Source organism: Mycolicibacterium sp. XJ879, from assembly GCF_053483935.1.
In genome coordinates, this window is sequence record NZ_JBEFTH010000003.1 from 515,160 (window position 1) to 533,929 (window position 18,770).

Sequence of the window (18,770 nt, forward strand, 5' to 3'; positions counted from 1 at the left end):
TCGCGAAACGTACACCAGCGCTGCGGATCGGCCGAAATCGCGACGCTAGTGTACGTTTCGTGAACTAGGAGGCGCGCCACGGATTGGTCCAGGAGTCGATCGTCGCGACCTCCGCGAGGGGTTTGCGCCGGACCGGATGGTGACCACCGACCGGCCAGCCAGCGGTGAGCAGGGTGGCGATCCGCCAGTGCGGCGGGATACCGACGAGTTCGCGCAGCTCGCTGTCGCATGCGTCCTGCCACAACGTGATCGCCGCGCCGAGGCCCTGGGCGCGCGCGGCCAGCAGGAAGTTCTGCACGGCGGGGAAGATCGACCCACCCTGCTGCAGATCACTGGCCCCCGGCTGCGGCTCCACGCAGAACAGCACGCATACCGGGGCGTGGCCGCCGACCCGCATGTGTTCGCGCATCGCGCGCAGCACCCGCGACTTGGGATCCGTCGCATCCTCCGACGGTGCGTCGAACCCGTAGAACTCGGCCATCACCTCCCACGTCCGCTGTGCGGCGGCGGAGATCACCGCGCGCACTTCGGCCCTGCGCACGATGACGAACCGCCACGGCTGTTGGTTTCCACCCGACGGCGCCCAGGTGGCAGCCTGCAGACACCGCTCGATGACCGCGTCGTCGACCGGTTCGCTGCGGTAGCGCCGGACCGCAGACGCGGTGCGCATCACCGTCCACAGATCGTCGGTCATCGCGAGTACGTCGGTGGCAGCGTGCCGGTCCAGGAGCCACCGCGCACCGGACCGGTGACCAGCGGCAGGTCCAGCGTCGACAGCAGACCCGGTGGCGCCGCGACGACGGCGGGAATCGCGTTCAGTTCACGCATCACCGTGGCGTACGTCAGCCCCCGCATATTGTTTCCGCGGCCGTGCATTTCGACGTCGACAGTGTAGGTGGGCAGACCGTCGACGACCACCCGGTAACCGCCGTGCCGTGACGGATGCCGTGGCCAGTCCGGCGCGGAGGACTCGCCCATCCGGGTGATGTGCTCGAGCACGACGCGTTCCTCACCGTCGACCGCGCCCGCCAGCTTGAACCGCATGCCGCCCATGGTGCCCGGTTCGATCCAGCCCGAAGCGACCTCGTATCGTTCGGTCGCCAGCCACTTCTCGATCGTCGTGTCGACTTCATCCAGCGGAAGGCCCACGCCCTCGGCGACCAGATGGACCGTCGGTGCCCACAACGCTGCCAGCCGGGCGGGGTCGAACAGCGGCGCAGGATGATCCGGCGGATGGCCGAAACCCATGAAGTCGAACATGATCTCGGGCTGGTTGATCGGGGCGTAGTCGAGGATCTCCAGCATCGTGATGGTGTCGACGCGGCTGCTGAAGCCGGTCATCGTCAACGCGATCACATCGTTGGCCCAACCCGGGTCGACGCCGCTGTTGAAGAAGGTGGTTTTGCCCTCCGTGCAGGCGGCCTCGATCAGTGCGACGGTTTCGGTGTCGGCGGCGGGCGGATAGCACAGCGGCACCAGTGACGTGGTGACCACATTCTTTCCGGCCCGTAGGCAGCGGGCGATGTCCTCGGCGGCCTCGCGATAGCGGTAGTCCCCGGAGGCGAAGTACGCGACGACGTCGGCGTCGAGTGCCAGCGCGGCCTCGATGTCGCGGGTGGCGATCACGCCGGTAGCCGGCATACCGCACAACGCACCGGCATCCATACCGTCCTTGGCTTCGGCATGCACCACGACGCCCGCCAGGTCGAGCCCGGGATGCGCGATCAATGCACGCAGCGCACCCACCCCGACTTGTCCGGGACCCCAGAGGATTACTCTCGGGTTACGTTGGCAGTCCGTCATCTACACCCTTCCCCTGGCCACACCCGACTGTGAGAACATACCTTCTCATTAGTCGATAACACCATTTACGCATCGACAGCACCATGGAGGAGATCGTGACCGATTACAAGTTCTTGAAATGGGAGACGTTCGATGACGGTCAGATCGTCCGGATCTCGCTGAACCGTCCCGAGCAGCGCAACGCGCAGAACCGCGGCATGCTCGTCGAGCTCGACGATGCGTTCAGGCGCGCCGAGGCCGACGACGACGTCCGCGTCGTCATCCTCGCCGGTGAGGGGCCGATGTTCTCCTCCGGGCACGACATCGGCTCCAAACAGGCCCGCGCCGAGTTCATGCCGGGACCGGATCAACACCCCACTGCGGTGATCGACGGCGGCACCCGCGAGGGCGCGGAGAAGATCATGCTGCAGGAGTGGCACTACTTCTTCCAGAACAACCTGCGTTGGCGCAACTTGCGCAAGATCACCATCGCGCAGGTGCATGGTGATGTCTTTTCGGCGGGCCTGATGCTCATCTGGGCGTGTGACCTGATCGTCGGCAGTGAAGAGGTGCGGTTCGCCGACGTCGTCGGAACCCGGCTGGGCATGTGCGGCATGGAGTACTTCGGGCATCCGTGGGAATTCGGGCCCCGTCGCACCAAGGAGTTGATGCTCACCGGCGATGCGATCGACATCGAGGAGGCCTACCGCCTCGGAATGGTGAGCAAGATCTTCAAGCGCGACGAACTGGCCGATCGCACGCTCGAATTGGCGCGGCGCATCGCCACGGTGCCGACAATGGCGGCTCTGCTCATCAAGGAATCGGTGAACCAGTCTGTGGACAACATGGGCTTCTACAACGCGTTGCAGTCCTGCTTCAGCCTGCACCAGCTCAACCATTCGCACTGGGTTGGCGTGCGTGACGACAAACGGGCCACCGCGGGTGAGGAGCAGGGCGTGCCGAATTGGCGCACCGCGCCGCCGGTGGTGTTGTCGATGAAGAACCAAGTGCGAGCCGACGGGTGACCGCCGTCGGCGAGCCGATGCCGGTGGGCATCGAAGGACACCTGTTCGCCCGATTGCCCTTCTACGATGTCGTCGACGCCGATGACACCGTGGTCGTCGACCTGCACCACCGGCCGGATCTGGTGAACACTCGGGGCGCGTTGCAGGGCGGGCTGGTCGCCACCCTCATCGATGTTGCCGGGGGCCGGCTGGCGGTCAAGTATGCGGATACCAACGCAGGCGTCGGCACCGCAGACATGTCGATCCACTTCCTGTCGCCCATCGTGGGCGGGCCGGCGCGGGCGAGCGCCACCCTGGTGCGGCCAGGCAGGCGGTTGATCGTCGTCGCTGTCGATGTCGTCGACGTGGCCAGGGATCGGCTGGCTGCCCGCGCGACGCTGAGCTTCGCCGTCATGGAACCAGGTGGGCCGAGTCAGCCCGCCACCGGTCCGTAGCGGGCGTCTGCCACCCGGTCGAGTGCGACGGCAGGCTCGCCGTACACCATCGCCCAGCCGCGCACGCGCCGGTAGTACAGCTGAACGTCACATTCCATGCCGAAGCCATAGCCGCCATGGATGTGCAGGCTGCGATAGGTGGCGTCGCGTGCTGTCTCATAGGCGAAGGCGAACGCCATCGCCGCGAGCTCATCGGCGCGCGCGGGTTCGTCAGTGAAAGCACACGCTGCCTTCAGGGCAAGCAACCGCGCCCCGTCGACAGCAGTAGCGCTGTCCGCCAACGGATGTGACACCGCCTGAAAGGTGCCGATCGGCGTCCCGAACGCGTGGCGTTGCTTTGCGTATTCGACCCCGATTTCAACCGCCCTGTTCGCCGCTCCGACAAGTACCGAGGCGGTCAGCGTGAGCCACAAATTCAACGCCCACCCGTACAACCGCGACGCATCCTCGCCGTCGACCAACACGACGGCGCCGTCTTCGATATCCACATCCGCCAGAGGTAGCGATCCGAGATTCTGCACGGGGCGACGGCCCCGTCCCGCCGGCGTGACGACAAGGCGCCCGTCGACAGACGCGATGACCGAATCCGCGACAGCACCGCCAGGCACGAGTTTCAGCACGCCATCGCGGGCGGTACGCGGCGAGAACGTGACTAGTTGGTCGCCGGCCAGCGCCCGGCCGAGCAGCTCGGCACCGGCGTCACCGCATCGGGCGAGCAGTCGCGCGGCGACCTGCGTTTCCACGACCGGCGCGGATGCGACCGCGCGACCGAATTGCTCGGCGATCAGCGCCAGATCCAGTTCAGACGCACCACCGCCTGCGGCCTCGTCCGCAGCCATGTCGAGAGCCCCGGCCTGCATCAGTGCCTTCCACAGCTTGACGTCGAAGCCAAGCGGTTCGGCGGCTCGCACCCGCTGCGACGTCGACTCCCGCCCGTAGATGGCCGCGAAGACATCCACGAGCTGTCGCTGTTCGCCGGAAAGGCTCAAGTCCAAAATGCAGTCCAATCACATGCGGATATGAATGCTCTCATATTTGAGAGTAACATTATCGCCCACGTCGGCCCTTATACTCATCAGACAGGATCGGTTACAGTCCATGCATTTTCAGCTCGATGCCGAGACACAGGCATACCGCGCGGAGGTCCGGGCCCACCTGCATGACGTGATGACCCCTGAATTCGAGGAACACCTGTACCGCAGTGGCGTCGCTCATGACGATGACTTCGCCAAGGGCCTCGTCGACAAGGGCTTATTCGCGCCAACGTGGGCGCCCGAGTACGGCGGCCAGAATCGCGGGGCATGGGACGACCAGGTGCTCAAAGAGGAACTGATGCGCTCGGATGCTCCGGTGTACCTGTCAGAGACCACGCGAATGGTCGCCGCGATCATTCGTGAGGTGGGTCATCAGGCGATGAAGGACCGTATCCTCGCCGGCGCGATGAAGGGCGACGTCACCATCGCCCTCGGGTTCACCGAACCCGGATGCGGGTCTGACGTCGCGGCCGCCACCACCAAAGCCGTGCGCGATGGTGACGAGTGGATCATCAACGGCTCCAAGATGTTCACCACCAACGGTCACATCGCCGACTATGTTTTTCTGCTCGCCCGCACGAGCCCCGAGAAGCCCAAACACAAGGGCCTGACCATGTTTCTGGTACCGCTCGATTCGCACGGGGTCGAGGCCCAGGCCGTCTGGACGCTTTCGGGTGAGCGCACCAACATCACCTTCTACAGCGATGTCCGAATCGGTGACGAGTGGCGTATCGGTGAGGTCGATGCCGGATGGCAGGTGTTGAGCCTGTCGTTACAGGACGAGCATGCGTCCGGTTGGGGACCGCATATCGCTCGGCTGCTGACCCACGCCGAGCAATGGGCCGAGGCGACGGTGGCGGACGATGGCGTCCGGCAGATCGCCAAGCCTGATGTGCGACGGCGGATAGCGAGAGTCGCCATGGAGTACGAAGTGTCGATGCTGCTTCAGCGTCGTTGCGTGTGGATGGTCGAGGCCGGACGGATGCCCGTTGCCGAGGGACCGATGGCCAAGTTGTTCAGCACCGAATCCCTGGTCCGCGCGAGCCAGGACATGGTCGAGCTCGTCGGACCGGACGCAATGCGCAGCTTCTTCGAGCCGTCCGCCCCGGAGCAGGGCCGATTCGAACACCTGATGCGGTTCTCGGTGGGCACCACGATCTACGCGGGCACCAGCGAAGTACAGCGCTCGATCATCGCTCAACGTGGACTTCGCCTACCCCGTTAGCTTTCTGGGCTTGCGAGCGGTAGATCGTTTGGCCGCAGGCTTGGCGGCGACAGCTTTCGGTTTAGCCGTTCCTGCGGGCGGGGTGAGCGCCTGCAGGCACCACGCCCACAGCTGGTCCTCAGTGAGTTCGGCGCCCTTGCCGCCCAGATGGAACACGCCGATCTGAGCAAGCGCGATGAGCGTCGAATTCAGCAACGTCGTCAACTGCGCGGGGGTCATGTCTTTGCGTACCAACCCGGCACGCGAACACGACGTCAGGATCTTCGTCAGCAGCTTCTGGTGCGGCTCCCAGATCTTGGCGAAGTCGGCGGGGCGCTCGATCTCGAGGCTGAGGTTGTAGATCGTCATCACGCGGCCGCCGATGGCCTCGGAGGACTCCGCGCGGGAGAGGAATCCCCGGCAGAACGCCTCCAATTGTGCCATCGGACCGTCGGCCGAGGCCGCCGCAACCTCATGCCGGATCGCCTCGATGAACTGGCTGGTGGCGTTCTCATAGAGCGCCAACAGCAGCTCCTCTTTGCCCGCGAAGTGTTGATAGAACGCCCGCAAACTCAGATTCGACCTGTCGATCAGCGTCTGGATGGTGAAGTCGGCTCGACCGGACTCCTCGACCAGCTCGAGTGCCGTGGCCAGGAACCGGGAGCTGCGGGCCAGGGCGCGCGCCCGCGCCTGGCTCAGCCGCCTCTCGATCGTTCGCTCCTGCCAACTGGTCGGCATCTCGGTGTCGGACTCGACCAGCTCGAGATCTGCTTCGGGTTCTTGTCCAGCGCGTTTCTTCGCAGTCATGATGAGTTGAGAATACGCGTTCTTCCGAGCAGGGCGCGACCTACCTATACGGGTACGTTGCGTGCGTCCCGGGACCAGCGTGCGCCGCACTCGCCCAGGGTCTGCCGAACGGTGGGGATACGCTACCCTGGAAACGGTCATTCTCGCTTGCGGGAATCAGAGTTTCGCGCCCTGATGCCGCGTGGCGCATTTCGAAGGAGTGCAGCATGAGCGCAGACATCCTGATCGTGTCGCCGGACGACCACCTGGTGGAGCCGGCTGATCTGTGGACCAGCCGGCTGCCCGAGCGCTATCGCGACGTCGGTCCGCGGATCATCCGGCACCGAGGACGCATGGATCCGACAGTTACCTCCGATGTCGCGTTCGTCGAAGACGACGACGGTCGTGACGCGGACATCTGGCACTACGAGGACTCGATCGTCCCGATCCCGCTCATCAGCGCCGCCGCTGGGTACGAGATCGACGAGCTCACGACAGACCCGATCACGTACGACGAGATGCGCCCCGGCTGCTACCGTCCCAAAGACCGGCTCGCCGACATGGACATCGCGGGCATCGAGGCATCCGCCTGCTTCCCCAACACGCTCGTCCGCTTCTGCGGCCAGCGCTTCCTGTACGGCAAGGACAAGGATCTGGCACTGCTCTGTGTCCAGGCCTACAACGACTTCCAGATCGACGAGTGGGCCGGTGACTCCGACGGCCGGTTGATCCCCCTCGGAATCATCCCCCTTTGGGATGTCGAGTTGGCTGTGCAGGAGGTTGACCGGGTCGCCGCGAAAGGTATGCCGGCCGTGTGCTTCTCCGAGCTTCCGGCACGGCTTGACCTGCCATCCATTCACAGCGGCTATTGGGATCCGTTCTTCGCCGCATGCGAACGCAACGACGTCGGCATCATGCTGCACATCGGCTCGAGTTCGTCGCTGACCAAGTCCTCCCCCGACTCCCCGCACGTCGTCACCAGCGCGCTGATGGCCGTCAACTGCACCATCGCGCTGGTGGACTGGTTGTTCTCCGGCAAGCTCAAGCAGTTTCCGAAACTCAAGCTGGCTTTCGCCGAGGCGCAAGCGGGCTGGATCCCCTACTACCTGCAACGCGTTGACGAGGTCTGGGAGGACCGGCGCGGGTGGGGTGGCATCCACCCGTTGTTGACCGAACCGCCGAGCACCCAGGTGCCCGGGCGCGTGTGGTTCTCCACCTTCGGCGATCCGGTCGCGTTCCGGATTCTCGACCTGGTCGGGCCGGACCAGTTGATGTTCGAGACCGACTACCCGCACAACGACACCAACTGGCCCCACAGCATGGACGTCGCCAACAAGGCGACCGCCGGGCTGGACCAGGAGACCAAGCGAAAGGTCCTGTCCACCAACGCCAAGACCTTCTTCGGCCTGGTGTAGGTGCCTCGTGCGCCGAGCGGCAACTCTGGGCACGTGAATTCGCGAGGGCCGTCCGTCAGCTAGCCACCCGGCGGGCAGCGCTTATAGGGCTCTCCAATTCGGTTTGCGCTTCTCCAGGAAGGCACGCGGTCCCTCGATGGCGTCCTTGGTCAAGGCCACCTTCATCCGGTAGTTCTCGGCGAGCAGTTCGGCTTCGTATATCGGCAGCGTCAGGCCCTTGCGCACCGCCATTCGCGAGCCCCGCACCGCAAGGGGGGCATTGGAATTGACAACCTCCGCGACCTCCCAGGCGCGATCCATCAGCGTGTCGTGCGCGACCACTTCGGTAAACACGCCCAACTCGTACGCCCGTTGCGCGTCGAGTTGTTCATGCCGGCCCATCAGGATCAGCCGCATGGCCACGGGCAGCGGCAGAATCCGAGCGAGCCTGACCCCTTCCCGGCCCGACGTCACGCCGATGCTGACATGCGGATCCATCAGCGATGCGCGCTCGGATGCGATGGTGATGTCAGCGGTGGTGACCAGATCCATGCCCGCGCCACACGCGATGCCGTTGACGGCGCAGATTATGGGTTTGGTCATCTGCAGCCACGGCGGTGTCGCCTCCTGCGGTGCGTCCCATTGACGCATCGAGCTGAGGATGGGTTCGCCCTGGTTGTCGATTCCGGCGGCGTTCTCCATGTCGTGGTCGGCGGCCTTGTTGACGTCGGCGCCCACGCACAGCGCCCGGCCGGCACCGGTGATGATGACGGTCCAGATATCCTGTGACCGTTCGATTTCGGCATAAACCTCGGCGAGCTCGGCGATCATCTCGTCGTTGATCGCGTTGAGTACCTCGGGCCGGTCCAGCGTCACACACGCGGTATGGCCGGAAACCTCCAACGTGATGGTGTCGTAGTTCGTCATCTCACTCCACAGCGGCAATGTCGCGGTCGGTCGGGCGGATGCCCAGAATCTCATGGAAGCGGTCGCAGTAGCGCGGCCACACCTCGGGATTGAGCAGCCGGGGTGGCCTGTGCCCGGTGAAGATGTCCTGCCACTGCGTTGCGGTAGCGACCGCGATATCGCGAGCCGCCTCGACGGTGATGCCCGCGACGTGTGGCGTGGCGACGACGTTGTCGAAATGCAGCAGCGGGTTGTTCCGCGACGGCGGCTCCTCGTGGAACACGTCCAGACCCGCTCCGGCGATCACTCCGCTGGCCAACGCGTCGTAGAGGGCCGCTTCATCGTGTACCGGCCCACGCGCGGTGGTGATGAAGTACGCGGACGGCTTCATGGCGGCGAACTCCTTGCCGCCGAACAGCCCTCGTGTCTCGGCGGTCAACGGACACGTGACCTGAACGAAGTCCGACCGTTCAATCAGTTCGCCCAGCCCGACCAGGTTCACCCCGTGGGCACGCGCCGTCACTTCGTCGACATAGGGATCGAAGGCCAGGACCTCCATCCCGAACGGGGCGCACAACTGCACCAGCCGTCCGCCGACGGCTCCGAGGCCTACGACACCGAGCGTCTTCCCGAGCAGCTGACTGCCCCGCAGCGCCAAGCGATCATCGAGTTGTCCGCTGCGCAACGCCCGGTCGGCCGCGGTGATCTTCTTGGCCAGGTCGAGCATCAGACCCAGTGCGTGTTCAGCCACCGCCTCGGCGCCGGGACCGGAGTTGTTGCACACCGCGATTCCCGCCCGCGTACACGCCTCGACGTCGATCACGTCATAGCCGGCGCCCGCCGAGCACACGGCAAGTAGCTGATGACAACGGTCGACCAGCGCCCGCCCGGCCAGCCACTGCGCGCCTCCGGTGGCGGAGGCGACGTCGGTTCGGGTCGCCACTTGATATCCATGTGCGGATTCCAGTGCCGCCCATCCTTGTTCGGCGGTTGCGTCGAGATCGAGTTTGACGACCTCGATGTCACTGTCCGCCAGGATAGTTCCGGCCACCGGGTCGGTCCACCGCTCGTAGACCAGCCGCGGTCGGATCCTCATCGTGTGATTTTGGGTTTCGCTTGAGCTGCCTTGAACATGTCGGCCAGTTCGGTGTTCACATTCTTGTAATCGTTGAGCGCGATGGCGCCGTCACGCCCCGGGACGGGGTCATAACCCAGCCGCAGGTCCTTGTTCTCCATGTGGAAGTACTCCCGCCCGACGGGCAGGCGGCGGTCCTCGCGCGGCACCTCCATCCATGCCCGCAGGAAGCAGCGCGCCTTCTTCGGATCGTTGCTGCTGACGAAGTCGGACCGTGAGTGGCACATCGCGAAGTTGTTCGCGACCGCGGCTTCGCCGGACTCGAGGCGAAACTCGACCTGTTGCTCGACGAGGATCGTCCGCAACAACTCGATGGCTTCGTTCTGTTCCGGGGTGAATTCCCGGCCGAGGGTGTGCATCGCGGGCAGGATGCTGCTGTAGGTGAAGTTGACGCAGATCCGACCGTCGATCTGAGAGAACACCGGCACGTCGTACGGCGTCACGTCCGGCTGGTCGTCGGGTTGCTCGCTGCGCCGGTGATGCGGGAAACCCTGGTAGAGAACGGGGAGAAGGTCAGGTCGCTCGTTGAGGATCCGGTTGTGCGCAGCAGGCCCACTCGCGAACTGGCTTTCGCCACCCTGCGCGGCCGGGTAGACGCAGAGCAGCGACAGGATGTCTGCCGCATCGTTGTGCATCGCGAGCTCAGCACTCGACTTCGTCCCGCGGGCGGGTTGTACGCCGTTGGGCAGTACCTCCTCCTGCACTCGCACCATGCGGTGGCCGAAGGAGTTGTTGGACACCAGGTAGCCGAGATGCGTGCAGAACGCCCAGTAGATGCGCTCGAGATCCTCGACCGAATGCTCGTCGACCGGGAATCCGCGCACGCAGGCCAGACCTTTACCGAACATCAAGTCCTGATACAGCCGGGCGAGGTCGTCGTCCAGATCGGGATGCCGGGCGTCCTCGGGCGTGATGTCATCGCGATCCTGGTGCGCGGTCTTGGCCAGGATGGATTCCAGCGCAGCCACGTTGCGTGACGACAGATCGAACGCGAAGTCCTCCTTGCTCCTGAAGTCGGCGCCGGTCCATGCCATCGGGTCGGTGACTTGTTCGGTGTAGATCACGGTGGGCATCCGTCCTCCTGTTGTCGTGACGAGGGTGTCGGTTATCGGCTCGCCGTGCGACTCTCGAGCTCACGCAGAGCATGTGCGCGGGCAGTGGCGGCCTCGGTCATCATCCCGACGTCGGTTCCCGCCGAGATGAATCGCAATCCCAGCCCTGCAAGGCGTTCCAGCAGGTCAAGGGGCTTGATTCCAGCCACTCCCAGCGCCACACCGTGTGCACGACACGCCGCCGCGACCGAGTCTACTGCACGGTGGAAATGCTCATTCTCATATTGCCCGTGGATGCCCATCTCCGCCGTCAGATCACTGGGGCCCAGCAGGATGACGTCCACGCCGTCCACCGCCGCGATCTGGTCGCTTGCCGCGACCGCTTCGGGAGTTTCGACCATCACCGCCACCACCGTATGGCGCTCGAGTTCAGCGGTGAGTTCGGCGGCTGGGCGGGGTGCGTAACCGCTCACCGCGGTGGGCCCCGAGATGGATCGGTGACCGAGGGGCGGGAACCGGGCGGCGTCGACGATCGCTTGGGCTTCTCGCGCCGAGTTCACGTGCGGCACAATTACTCCCACCGCGCCGCCGTCGAGCACACGGGCGATGACGCTCGGGTCGTGCGATGGCACCCGCACCAGGCCGGAGATGCCTGCGCCGACGGCGGCGACGCAGAGCATTCCGGCCGTTTCCAGCGAGCACGAGGTGTGTTCCAGGTCGACATATACGGCGTCGTATCCACAGGCCGCCGCGACCGCCGGAACGTCGGGCGTACGGGCGTTCAGCAACGCCAGACACAACACCAGACGATCACCACGCAGAGCGTCTCGCAGTAGTCCCGGCACCAACTCACGGTAACCGACCGAGAACGGGGATTCCACCATGTCGTTAATGCCATTATCACCTGTGGTACCCATTACCTATGTCCCAGAACCGGGTCGCCGTCGTTGGTGCCGCACTGTCCGATTGCGGGCGAGTGCCCGACAAGACGGCAATGGCACTGATGGCTCAGGCCGCACGCCGTGCCGTCGAAGACGCGGGCTTGACAAAGGACGATATCGACGGCTTCGGCGGCCATGGGACGTTGTTGCCCCCCATCGAGGTGAGCGAATACCTGGGCCTGCGACCGAGGTGGGTCGACTCGACCAACGTCGGCGGATCGTCGTGGGAGGTCATGGCGCGCCACGCCGCAGCCGCGATCGCCGCGGGCGAGATCGACGTCGCCCTCCTCACCTACGGGTCGACCGCGCGCTCCGACGTCAAGCGCCGGGTGCGGGCCTCGTCAGCGGCGCTGAGCACCGGAGGCGCCATGCAGTTCGAAGCACCTTACGGCGCCACCCTGATCGCCAAGTACGCCATGGCGGCCAGGCGGCACATGATCGAGTACGGGACGACCGAAGAGCAACTCGCCGAAGTCGCTGTCGCCGCGCACGAGTGGGCGGCCATGAACGAGAACGCTTTTGAGCGCGACCGTATTACGGCTGCCGACGTCGCGGCGGCACCGATGCTCGCCGACCCGTTCACCTCCAAGCATGTGTGTCTACGCACCGACGGCGGCGGCGCGGTCGTCCTTGCCAGCGAGCGGGTTGCGAAGGATTGCGCCAAAGAGCCGGTATGGATCCTCGGCGCCGCCGACGCGGCATCGCACGTGAGCATGAGCGAGTGGGCCGACTTCACGACATCGGCGGCGGCACAGACGGGTCCGCGCGCGTTTGCGCAGGCCGGGGTGACTCCTGCCGACGTCGATGTGTGTCAGCTCTACGATTCGTTCACCTCCACCGTGCTGCTCACCGTGGAGGATCTCGGGTTCTGCGCCAAGGGTGAGGGCGGTCCGTTCATCGGTTCCGGTGCACTGCGTCCGGGGGGCGTGCTGCCCACCAACACTGACGGCGGCGGGTTGGCCTCGTGTCATCCCGGCATGCGCGGAATGTTCCTGATGGTCGAGGCGGTTCGGCAACTGCGCGACGAATGTGGTGAGAGGCAGGTCGACGGTGCCCAACTGGCCTGTGTCCACGCGATGGGCGGCTTCTTCACCCACAGTGCGACGATGATCCTGGGGAGGCAGTGATGGCAGCGCCCAGCGAACCGGACCGACCGACCATCGACACCGACAGCGAGTCGTGGTGGGCGGCGGTGGCCGATCGCACACTGATGCTCAACAGGTGCGACGCATGCGGCCGGGACTCCTTCTATGTCCGCCCGTTCTGCCCGTATTGCTGGAGCGAGGACGTGCGCCTGGAACCCGCGTGCGGGCGGTCCCGCCTCTACACGTGGAGCGTGATTCACCAGAACGTCGCACCTTTCGATGCACGGACTCCCTACGTCCTCGCGATGGTCGACCTCGAGGAGGGCCCGCGGCTGATGACTGTGCTCGACTGCCCACCCGAACAACTCCGAGCGGGACTGCATCTCGAACTCGACTTCCGTCAGGATGACGACGGCGTCCTCGTGCCGGTCTTCCGACCGTAATCTTCCGCGAAACTGTTTTCCGGCAGTGAAAGTTCGAGTGGGGGGCGCCTGCTGGAATACAGTTTCGCGGCAGGGGTGATCACCGAAGGCGGTCGGCAAGCACCCGCGGCCGTCCCTCCGACTGCGCCTCGAGCGTGTTGCGTTGCACCTTGCCGTTGGCGTTGAGCGGTAGCGGCTCGTCCCAGAACACCAGTTCCTCGGGCAGCTTGTACTTCGGCAGACCCCCCGCCATCAGCGCCTCGGTGACATCGGCGAGCGCCAACTGAACGCCGTCGTCGAGCACCATGGCAACCGCGAGCCGCTCCCCGGTCGTTGCGTCAGGTACGGAATACGCCGCGCAGTCCCGCACACCGGAGATGCCGGCCACCGCCTCCTCGACCTCCGCCGCCGGAATCTTCATGCCGTTGCGGATGACGATGTCCTTGATCCGTCCGATGATGCGCACCCGATACCCGGTCATCTCGGCCACGTCGCCGGTTCGGAACCAGTCGCCGTCGAACGCGTCGGCGTCGTCCTCGCTGTCCGTGTAGCCGAGGAAGGTGTGCGGGCCCTTGATGCAGCACTCGGCCGGGTCGCCCACCGACCCCACGCGGACGTCGACATCCTGCAGTGCCACACCGTCATCCGCGTGACGCACCGCCCTGGACTCGGTTCGTAATCCCGACGTGCTGACGGGCACCTCTGAGGATCCGTATGCTCGCATCACGACGATGCCGAAGTCGTCTTCCACCCGTTCGACGATGCGCCGGTCGAGCATCGTGCCGCCGAGATACACCGCGCGCAGCGGCACGCCCTTCCCGCGGGCGACCGCCTCGTCGAGCAGCCGGTCGAGAAGCCGGTCCGGCCCGCCGTACCACGTCGCTCCCGACGACAGCAGAAGGTCACACGTCGCGGCGGGGTCCCAGTGGTCCTCGAGCACCACCGGCGCGGCGAGCATCGGCCCGATGAACAACGCCTGCAGCACACCGGTGACCGAGGCGAGCGGGCTGATGAGGAAGATGCGGTCGTCCGCACCGAGTTCGGCCGCGGCGATGTAGTTCGCCGACGCCTTGGTCAGCGTGCTCAACGAATGTATGACCCCCTTGGGCCGGGAGGTCGTACCGGATGTGTAGAGGACGAAGGACGCCTCGTCGGCGGGTCGCATCGGCCGACAGGGCACCGGCGTGTCCGACGCGCCCGCGATGTCGATCCAACGACAGGCGTCACGCAACGCGGGTTCACCCGCCGGTGCCCAGTCGGGAGCCACCGCGTATCGCGCACCGGTGCGTGCCACGATGTCGGTCACCTGCCTAGGGCCGGCGCTGCGCGGCACCAGCAGCACCACCGCATCGACCCGGATGGCGGCGTGCACCGCGACGACCGATCCGACGTCGTTGCCCGCCACGACCGTCACCGGCATCCCTGCGCCGACGCCGGCTTCCCGCATCGCCTGCGACGCGCGATCGACCCGCGCGTCGAGGTCTGCGTACGCCAGCTCGGCCCCGCGGGCGACGAGGGCCGGTCGCGCCGGATGCCGCTCGGCGGTGAAACGTACGACGTCGAGCGGCCGCTCCGACCAGAAACCCGCGGCCCGATACCGATACCGCAGACCGTCCGCTCGCTGCTGTGCATGGTGCAGCAGCGCGCTGGCCCCACTCATGGTGTCCTCCGATGCGAATGCAGATTCTCGTCTACGTAAATGTAACCTCTCACGCATGTCGCAGATGAGTTTCGAAGACCAGGTAGCCGTCGTCACCGGTGCGGGCGGAGGGCTAGGACGGTGTCACGCACTCGAACTCGCTCGTCGGGGCGCCCGTGTTGTGGTCAACGATCTCGGCAGCGCGGTCGACGGAAGCGGTGCTTCGATCTCGGCCGCCCAAGCGGTGGTCGACGAGATCACCGCCGCCGGTGGCACGGCGATCGCCAGCGGCGACTCCGTCGCGACCGAGGACGGTGGCGCGGCGATCGTCTCCGCGGCGATGGACGCCTTCGGTCGGCTCGACATCCTGATCAACAACGCGGGCATTCTGCGCGACGCGGCGTTCAAGAACATGACCGCCGAACAGGTCGACGCGGTGCTCACCGTCCACCTGACCGGCGCCTTCAACGTGACCAGGGCCGCGTGGCCGATCATGCGTGAGCAGAACTACGGGCGAATAGTCCAAACGACCTCTGGCACGGGGCTGTTCGGTAACTTCGGGCAGGCGAACTACGGCGCCGCGAAGATGGGTCTGGTCGGGATGATGCACGTCCTTGCGATCGAAGGCGCCCGCAACGGCATCGCCATCAACGCCGTCGCACCGATCGCACGCACCCGGATGACCGAGGACATCATGGGCGAAGCCGGCAAGGCGATGGACCCGAAACTGGTCACCCCCGTTGTCCTCTACCTGTCGCACCCCGATTGCGACCGTACCGCCCACATCTACTCCGTGGGTGCGGGCAAGGTGTCGCGGGTGTTCATCGGTGTCACCAAGGGTATCGAGAATCGCGAACTCACACCGGAATTCGTCGCCGAAGCGATCGACGAGGTCGACGACGCCACGACCTTCACGATCCGCGGCGGACCCGCGAAAGGCTGACGTCAGCGGCCCTGAAAGTTCGGACGCCGACGCTCGGCAAAGGACCTCAAGCCCTCCTGCAGGTCGGCGGTGCGTGAGACCACCTCCTGCGCCCAGGCCTCCTGCTCGAAGGCGCGGTCGCGGCCGGACTCCGACGACACCGACAACAGGCGTTTGGTCAGCCCCAGCGTCACCGTGGGACCCGCGGCCAGCCGTCCCACCAGCTCCTCGGCGACCGCGTCGGCCTCGCCCGGTGCGACCACGCGGTTGACCAGGCTGAGCCGCTCACATGTCCGGGCGTCGACGGGATCGCCGAGCATGAGCAGTTCGGTGGCCTTACGCAGCCCCACGATCCTGGTCAGCAGGTATATCGCCCCCGAGTCGGGCAGTATGCCGCGCTGCACGAACGCCGGAACCAGCTTCGCATCCGTGGACATCACCACCAGATCGCAGGCCAGCACCAGGCTGAAACCCGCACCAGCCGCCGCGCCCTTGACCGCCGCCACGACCGGCTTGTCGCAATCGAGCACCGCGGCGATCAGTCGTTGGTAACCCTTCTGCAGCATCCGGGCGATGTCGCCGGGCGTCTTGTCCGACGCGGGCTGATTCGCATGCGGCCCCAATCCCGCACCCGAGCAGAAGTGCCGATCCCCGGTCGCGCGCAACAACACCGCCCGCACCGACGAGTCTTCGGCGGCGCTGACAAACGCGTCCGTCATCGCATCACGATCCAACGGAGACAACGAGTTTCCGACATCCGGCCGGTCGATCATGATCCGGCACACGCCATCTGTCCCAACGGCGACCTGGATCCCTGTCTGTTCTGCTGTCAACCGGCTCACCCCTGCGTTAACGACGTTTCCGTTTTTCGGGTATCTTAATTTCCGCCGACGTCCCGACCGACCATTCCGGCCGAACTGAGGAGGCCATGCGTGACCGAGCCCTCTACAGCGGGCCAGATCACCGATGAGGGTCTGGCCAGGTTGCGCGCCACCATCGGCATCGCCGTGCCCCATCCCCAACCGCCGCACTACCGCCGCCCCAACGAGGACACGTTCCGGATCGTCGCGGAAAGCTACGGCGATGCCAACCCGCTGTGGTCGGATCCGGAGTACGCGACCAAATCGGTGTGGGGTGAGCCGATCGCACCGCCACCGCTGATCGGCGGCGACACCCTCATCGGTGAAGACGAGATCACCGAACTGTCCGCGGAGGACCGCGCGGCCACCAAGGGTGATCCGCTGCGCGGCGTGCACGCCTTCTACGGCGGGTCAGCGCGAGAGTGGTGGGCGCCGCTGCGTGCGAACCGTCGGATCTTCCGGCGCAACGCCCTCGTCGCCGCACTCGACAAGAGCAGCGAGTTCGCCGCGCGCGCAGTGCACGAATGGTCGGCGCAGGTGTTCCGCGACGACGAAGGCGTCCTTCTCGGCGGTCAGTACCGGAACATGATCCGCACCGAGCGCAGCAAGGCCAGGGGCCGCAAGAAGTACGAGTCGGTGGCCATCAAGACGTGGACCGCCGAGGAGATCGCCGAGATCGACGAGTGGTACGCCCGCGAGGCGCCCAGGGGCGCGGAGCCGCGCTGGTGGGAGGACGTGACCGAGGGCGACGAGATGGGTCCGCTCACCAAGGGGCCGCTCACCGTCACCGACATGGTGTGCTGGCACATCGGGATGGGCACCGGCATCTATGGCGTGCGGCCGCTGAGGCTGGCCTGGCGCAACCGGCAACGCATTCCCCGGTTCTACACGCCCAACGAGCAGGGTGTCCCCGACGTTCAGCAGCGCGTGCACTGGGAGCCCAACGCCGCCCAAAACGCCGGCAACCCAACGACGTTCGACTACGGGCGGATGCGCGAGACCTGGCTGACTCATCTGTGCACCGACTGGATGGGCGATGACGCCTGGCTGTGGAAGCTGGACTGCGAATTCCGGCTGTTCAACTACGTCGGCGACCTGCACACCATCACCGGCGTCGTGACGCGCAAGCACCTCGCCGAGGGCGACCGACCGGCGGTCGACGTGGACCTCGCGGCGACCAATCACCGCGGCGAGGTCACCGCGCCGGGTCACGCCACGATCCTGCTGCCGAGCAGGGAACGCGGTCCTGTCCGGCTGCCCGATCCGCCGGGCGGGGCCACGAACCTCTCCGAACTGTTGTCGGCCGTCTCGGCCCGATTCGCCGGGCAGTGAGTTCCGCCGTGAGCTACTCGAGCGTGCCAGGGCTCCAAGCCGAATTGGACGGCCCCGTCCTGCGCCTGACGTTGGACCGGACCGAAAGACGCAACGCCGTCAACGACACCATGCTCGACGCGATGGTCGGCCACCTCGCCGCGGCCGGAACCGACGAAGCGGTGCGCGTCATCCGCATCGACGCCGCAGGACCGGATTTCTGCGCGGGTTCCGACCTGGTCGCCAACAACGCGAAGTCCGAGCGCAAGCCCCGGGTTGGCAGCACCCAGCGCCGGCTGCCCAACAAGGCCCACCGGCTGATCCCGTTGCTACTGGAAACTCAGGTCCCGATCGTCGCCGTGGTCCGCGGCTGGGCGGCCGGCCTGGGTTTCCACATCGCACTGGCATCGGACTTCTGTGTCGCCGCCGAGGATGCCCGGTTCTGGGAACCGTTCATGGCGCGCGGCTTCACCCCCGACAGCGGCGCGGCCTGGCTGCTGCCCCGGCTCGTCGGGCTGGTGCACGCCCGCCGCTTGCTGATGCTCGGTGAGGAGCTGTCGGGGACCACCGCCGCCGAGTGGGGGATCATCCACGGCGCTCATCCCGACGCTGAACTCGACTCCGCCGCAGCCGAACTCGTCGACCGACTCGCAGGGGCACCCACGGTGGCGCTGGGCCTCACCAAGTGGCTACTGCAGAGCGGCAACGGACTCGATCTCGACCGTCATCTACACAACGAAGCGATGGCGCTCGAACTGTCCAGCCGCAGTGAGGATTTCAAGGAAGGCCTGGCCGCCTTCCGGGATAAACGCGACGCACAGTTCAAAGGCCGTTGAAG

General features: G+C 65.9%; 19 protein-coding genes. 9 read left to right on the top strand and 10 right to left on the bottom strand.

Features of this window, described 5'->3' with window-relative positions:
* Positions 1-64: 64 nt before the first annotated feature.
* Positions 65-694: a nitroreductase family protein gene (locus ABQF13_RS09750; RefSeq protein WP_448392513.1), complete on the bottom strand. Its 630-nt coding sequence runs from the start codon at positions 692-694 to the stop codon at positions 65-67.
* The gene (locus ABQF13_RS09755) at positions 691-1,803 is read right to left on the bottom strand and encodes an NAD(P)H-dependent amine dehydrogenase family protein (RefSeq protein WP_448392514.1); all 1,113 of its coding nucleotides are present in this window, start codon (positions 1,801-1,803) and stop codon (positions 691-693) included. Before ABQF13_RS09755 ends, ABQF13_RS09750 begins: the two co-directional genes overlap by 4 nt.
* Before the next feature lie 95 nt (positions 1,804-1,898).
* On the opposite strand from ABQF13_RS09755, the gene ABQF13_RS09760 reads away from it, so the two are divergent.
* Positions 1,899-2,807 (top strand): enoyl-CoA hydratase, encoded by a 909-nt coding sequence (locus ABQF13_RS09760; RefSeq protein WP_448392515.1) that lies wholly within the window; start codon positions 1,899-1,901, stop codon positions 2,805-2,807.
* A gap of 17 nt (positions 2,808-2,824) precedes the next feature.
* A complete protein-coding gene (locus tag ABQF13_RS09765; RefSeq protein ID WP_448392688.1) occupies positions 2,825-3,241 on the top strand; it encodes a PaaI family thioesterase in 417 nt (138 codons plus the stop codon).
* On the opposite strand, the gene ABQF13_RS09770 is transcribed toward ABQF13_RS09765, so the two are convergent.
* Positions 3,220-4,236: an acyl-CoA dehydrogenase family protein gene (locus tag ABQF13_RS09770; RefSeq protein WP_448392516.1), complete on the bottom strand. Its 1,017-nt coding sequence runs from the start codon at positions 4,234-4,236 to the stop codon at positions 3,220-3,222. The two genes, ABQF13_RS09765 and ABQF13_RS09770, sit on opposite strands and share 22 nt — an antisense overlap.
* 103 nt (positions 4,237-4,339) lie before the next feature.
* Between ABQF13_RS09770 and ABQF13_RS09775 the strand changes: the two genes are divergently transcribed.
* Complete coding sequence (locus tag ABQF13_RS09775; protein WP_448392517.1) at positions 4,340-5,500, top strand: acyl-CoA dehydrogenase family protein; 1,161 nt, start codon at positions 4,340-4,342, stop codon at positions 5,498-5,500.
* Here the strand turns inward: ABQF13_RS09775 and ABQF13_RS09780 are convergent.
* Complete coding sequence (locus tag ABQF13_RS09780) at positions 5,489-6,286, bottom strand: TetR/AcrR family transcriptional regulator (protein ID WP_448392518.1); 798 nt, start codon at positions 6,284-6,286, stop codon at positions 5,489-5,491. The two genes, ABQF13_RS09775 and ABQF13_RS09780, sit on opposite strands and share 12 nt — an antisense overlap.
* A gap of 206 nt (positions 6,287-6,492) precedes the next feature.
* Between ABQF13_RS09780 and ABQF13_RS09785 the strand changes: the two genes are divergently transcribed.
* On the top strand, positions 6,493-7,680 hold the full coding sequence (locus tag ABQF13_RS09785; protein ID WP_448392519.1) for an amidohydrolase family protein: 1,188 nt from the start codon (positions 6,493-6,495) through the stop codon (positions 7,678-7,680).
* Positions 7,681-7,761: 81 nt separating this feature from the next.
* Here ABQF13_RS09785 and ABQF13_RS09790 read toward each other — a convergent pair whose 3' ends face one another.
* From ABQF13_RS09790 to ABQF13_RS09805, 4 genes are read right to left on the bottom strand one after another with little or no spacing between them, the layout of a single operon-like run.
* Complete coding sequence (locus ABQF13_RS09790; RefSeq protein WP_448392520.1) at positions 7,762-8,586, bottom strand: enoyl-CoA hydratase/isomerase family protein; 825 nt, start codon at positions 8,584-8,586, stop codon at positions 7,762-7,764.
* A 1-nt stretch (position 8,587) separates the two neighbouring features.
* Positions 8,588-9,661, bottom strand: a complete 1,074-nt coding sequence (locus ABQF13_RS09795; RefSeq protein ID WP_448392521.1) for an NAD(P)-dependent oxidoreductase — start codon at positions 9,659-9,661, stop codon at positions 8,588-8,590.
* Complete coding sequence (locus tag ABQF13_RS09800) at positions 9,658-10,773, bottom strand: TauD/TfdA family dioxygenase (RefSeq protein WP_448392522.1); 1,116 nt, start codon at positions 10,771-10,773, stop codon at positions 9,658-9,660. Before ABQF13_RS09800 ends, ABQF13_RS09795 begins: the two co-directional genes overlap by 4 nt.
* A gap of 32 nt (positions 10,774-10,805) precedes the next feature.
* On the bottom strand, positions 10,806-11,636 hold the full coding sequence (locus tag ABQF13_RS09805; RefSeq protein WP_448392523.1) for an HpcH/HpaI aldolase family protein: 831 nt from the start codon (positions 11,634-11,636) through the stop codon (positions 10,806-10,808).
* Positions 11,637-11,674: 38 nt separating this feature from the next.
* Between ABQF13_RS09805 and ABQF13_RS09810 the strand changes: the two genes are divergently transcribed.
* Positions 11,675-12,820 carry an acetyl-CoA acetyltransferase gene (locus tag ABQF13_RS09810; RefSeq protein ID WP_448392524.1) on the top strand — a complete coding sequence of 382 codons (1,146 nt, stop codon included), beginning with the start codon at positions 11,675-11,677 and terminating at the stop codon, positions 12,818-12,820.
* Positions 12,820-13,221, top strand: a complete 402-nt coding sequence (locus tag ABQF13_RS09815) for a Zn-ribbon domain-containing OB-fold protein (protein ID WP_448392525.1) — start codon at positions 12,820-12,822, stop codon at positions 13,219-13,221. Before ABQF13_RS09810 ends, ABQF13_RS09815 begins: the two co-directional genes overlap by 1 nt.
* Before the next feature lie 79 nt (positions 13,222-13,300).
* Here ABQF13_RS09815 and ABQF13_RS09820 read toward each other — a convergent pair whose 3' ends face one another.
* A complete protein-coding gene (locus ABQF13_RS09820; protein WP_448392689.1) occupies positions 13,301-14,809 on the bottom strand; it encodes a class I adenylate-forming enzyme family protein in 1,509 nt (502 codons plus the stop codon).
* A gap of 115 nt (positions 14,810-14,924) precedes the next feature.
* On the opposite strand from ABQF13_RS09820, the gene ABQF13_RS09825 reads away from it, so the two are divergent.
* Entirely contained in the window at positions 14,925-15,782 is an 858-nt protein-coding gene (locus tag ABQF13_RS09825) for an SDR family NAD(P)-dependent oxidoreductase (protein ID WP_448392690.1), read from the top strand.
* Positions 15,783-15,784: 2 nt separating this feature from the next.
* On the opposite strand, the gene ABQF13_RS09830 is transcribed toward ABQF13_RS09825, so the two are convergent.
* Entirely contained in the window at positions 15,785-16,603 is an 819-nt protein-coding gene (locus ABQF13_RS09830) for an enoyl-CoA hydratase-related protein (protein WP_448392526.1), read from the bottom strand.
* A 90-nt stretch (positions 16,604-16,693) separates the two neighbouring features.
* On the opposite strand from ABQF13_RS09830, the gene ABQF13_RS09835 reads away from it, so the two are divergent.
* Positions 16,694-17,953 carry a hypothetical protein gene (locus tag ABQF13_RS09835; protein ID WP_448392527.1) on the top strand — a complete coding sequence of 420 codons (1,260 nt, stop codon included), beginning with the start codon at positions 16,694-16,696 and terminating at the stop codon, positions 17,951-17,953.
* Between the two features lie 8 nt (positions 17,954-17,961).
* On the top strand, positions 17,962-18,768 hold the full coding sequence (locus ABQF13_RS09840) for an enoyl-CoA hydratase/isomerase family protein (protein WP_448392528.1): 807 nt from the start codon (positions 17,962-17,964) through the stop codon (positions 18,766-18,768).
* Positions 18,769-18,770: the final 2 nt, after the last annotated feature.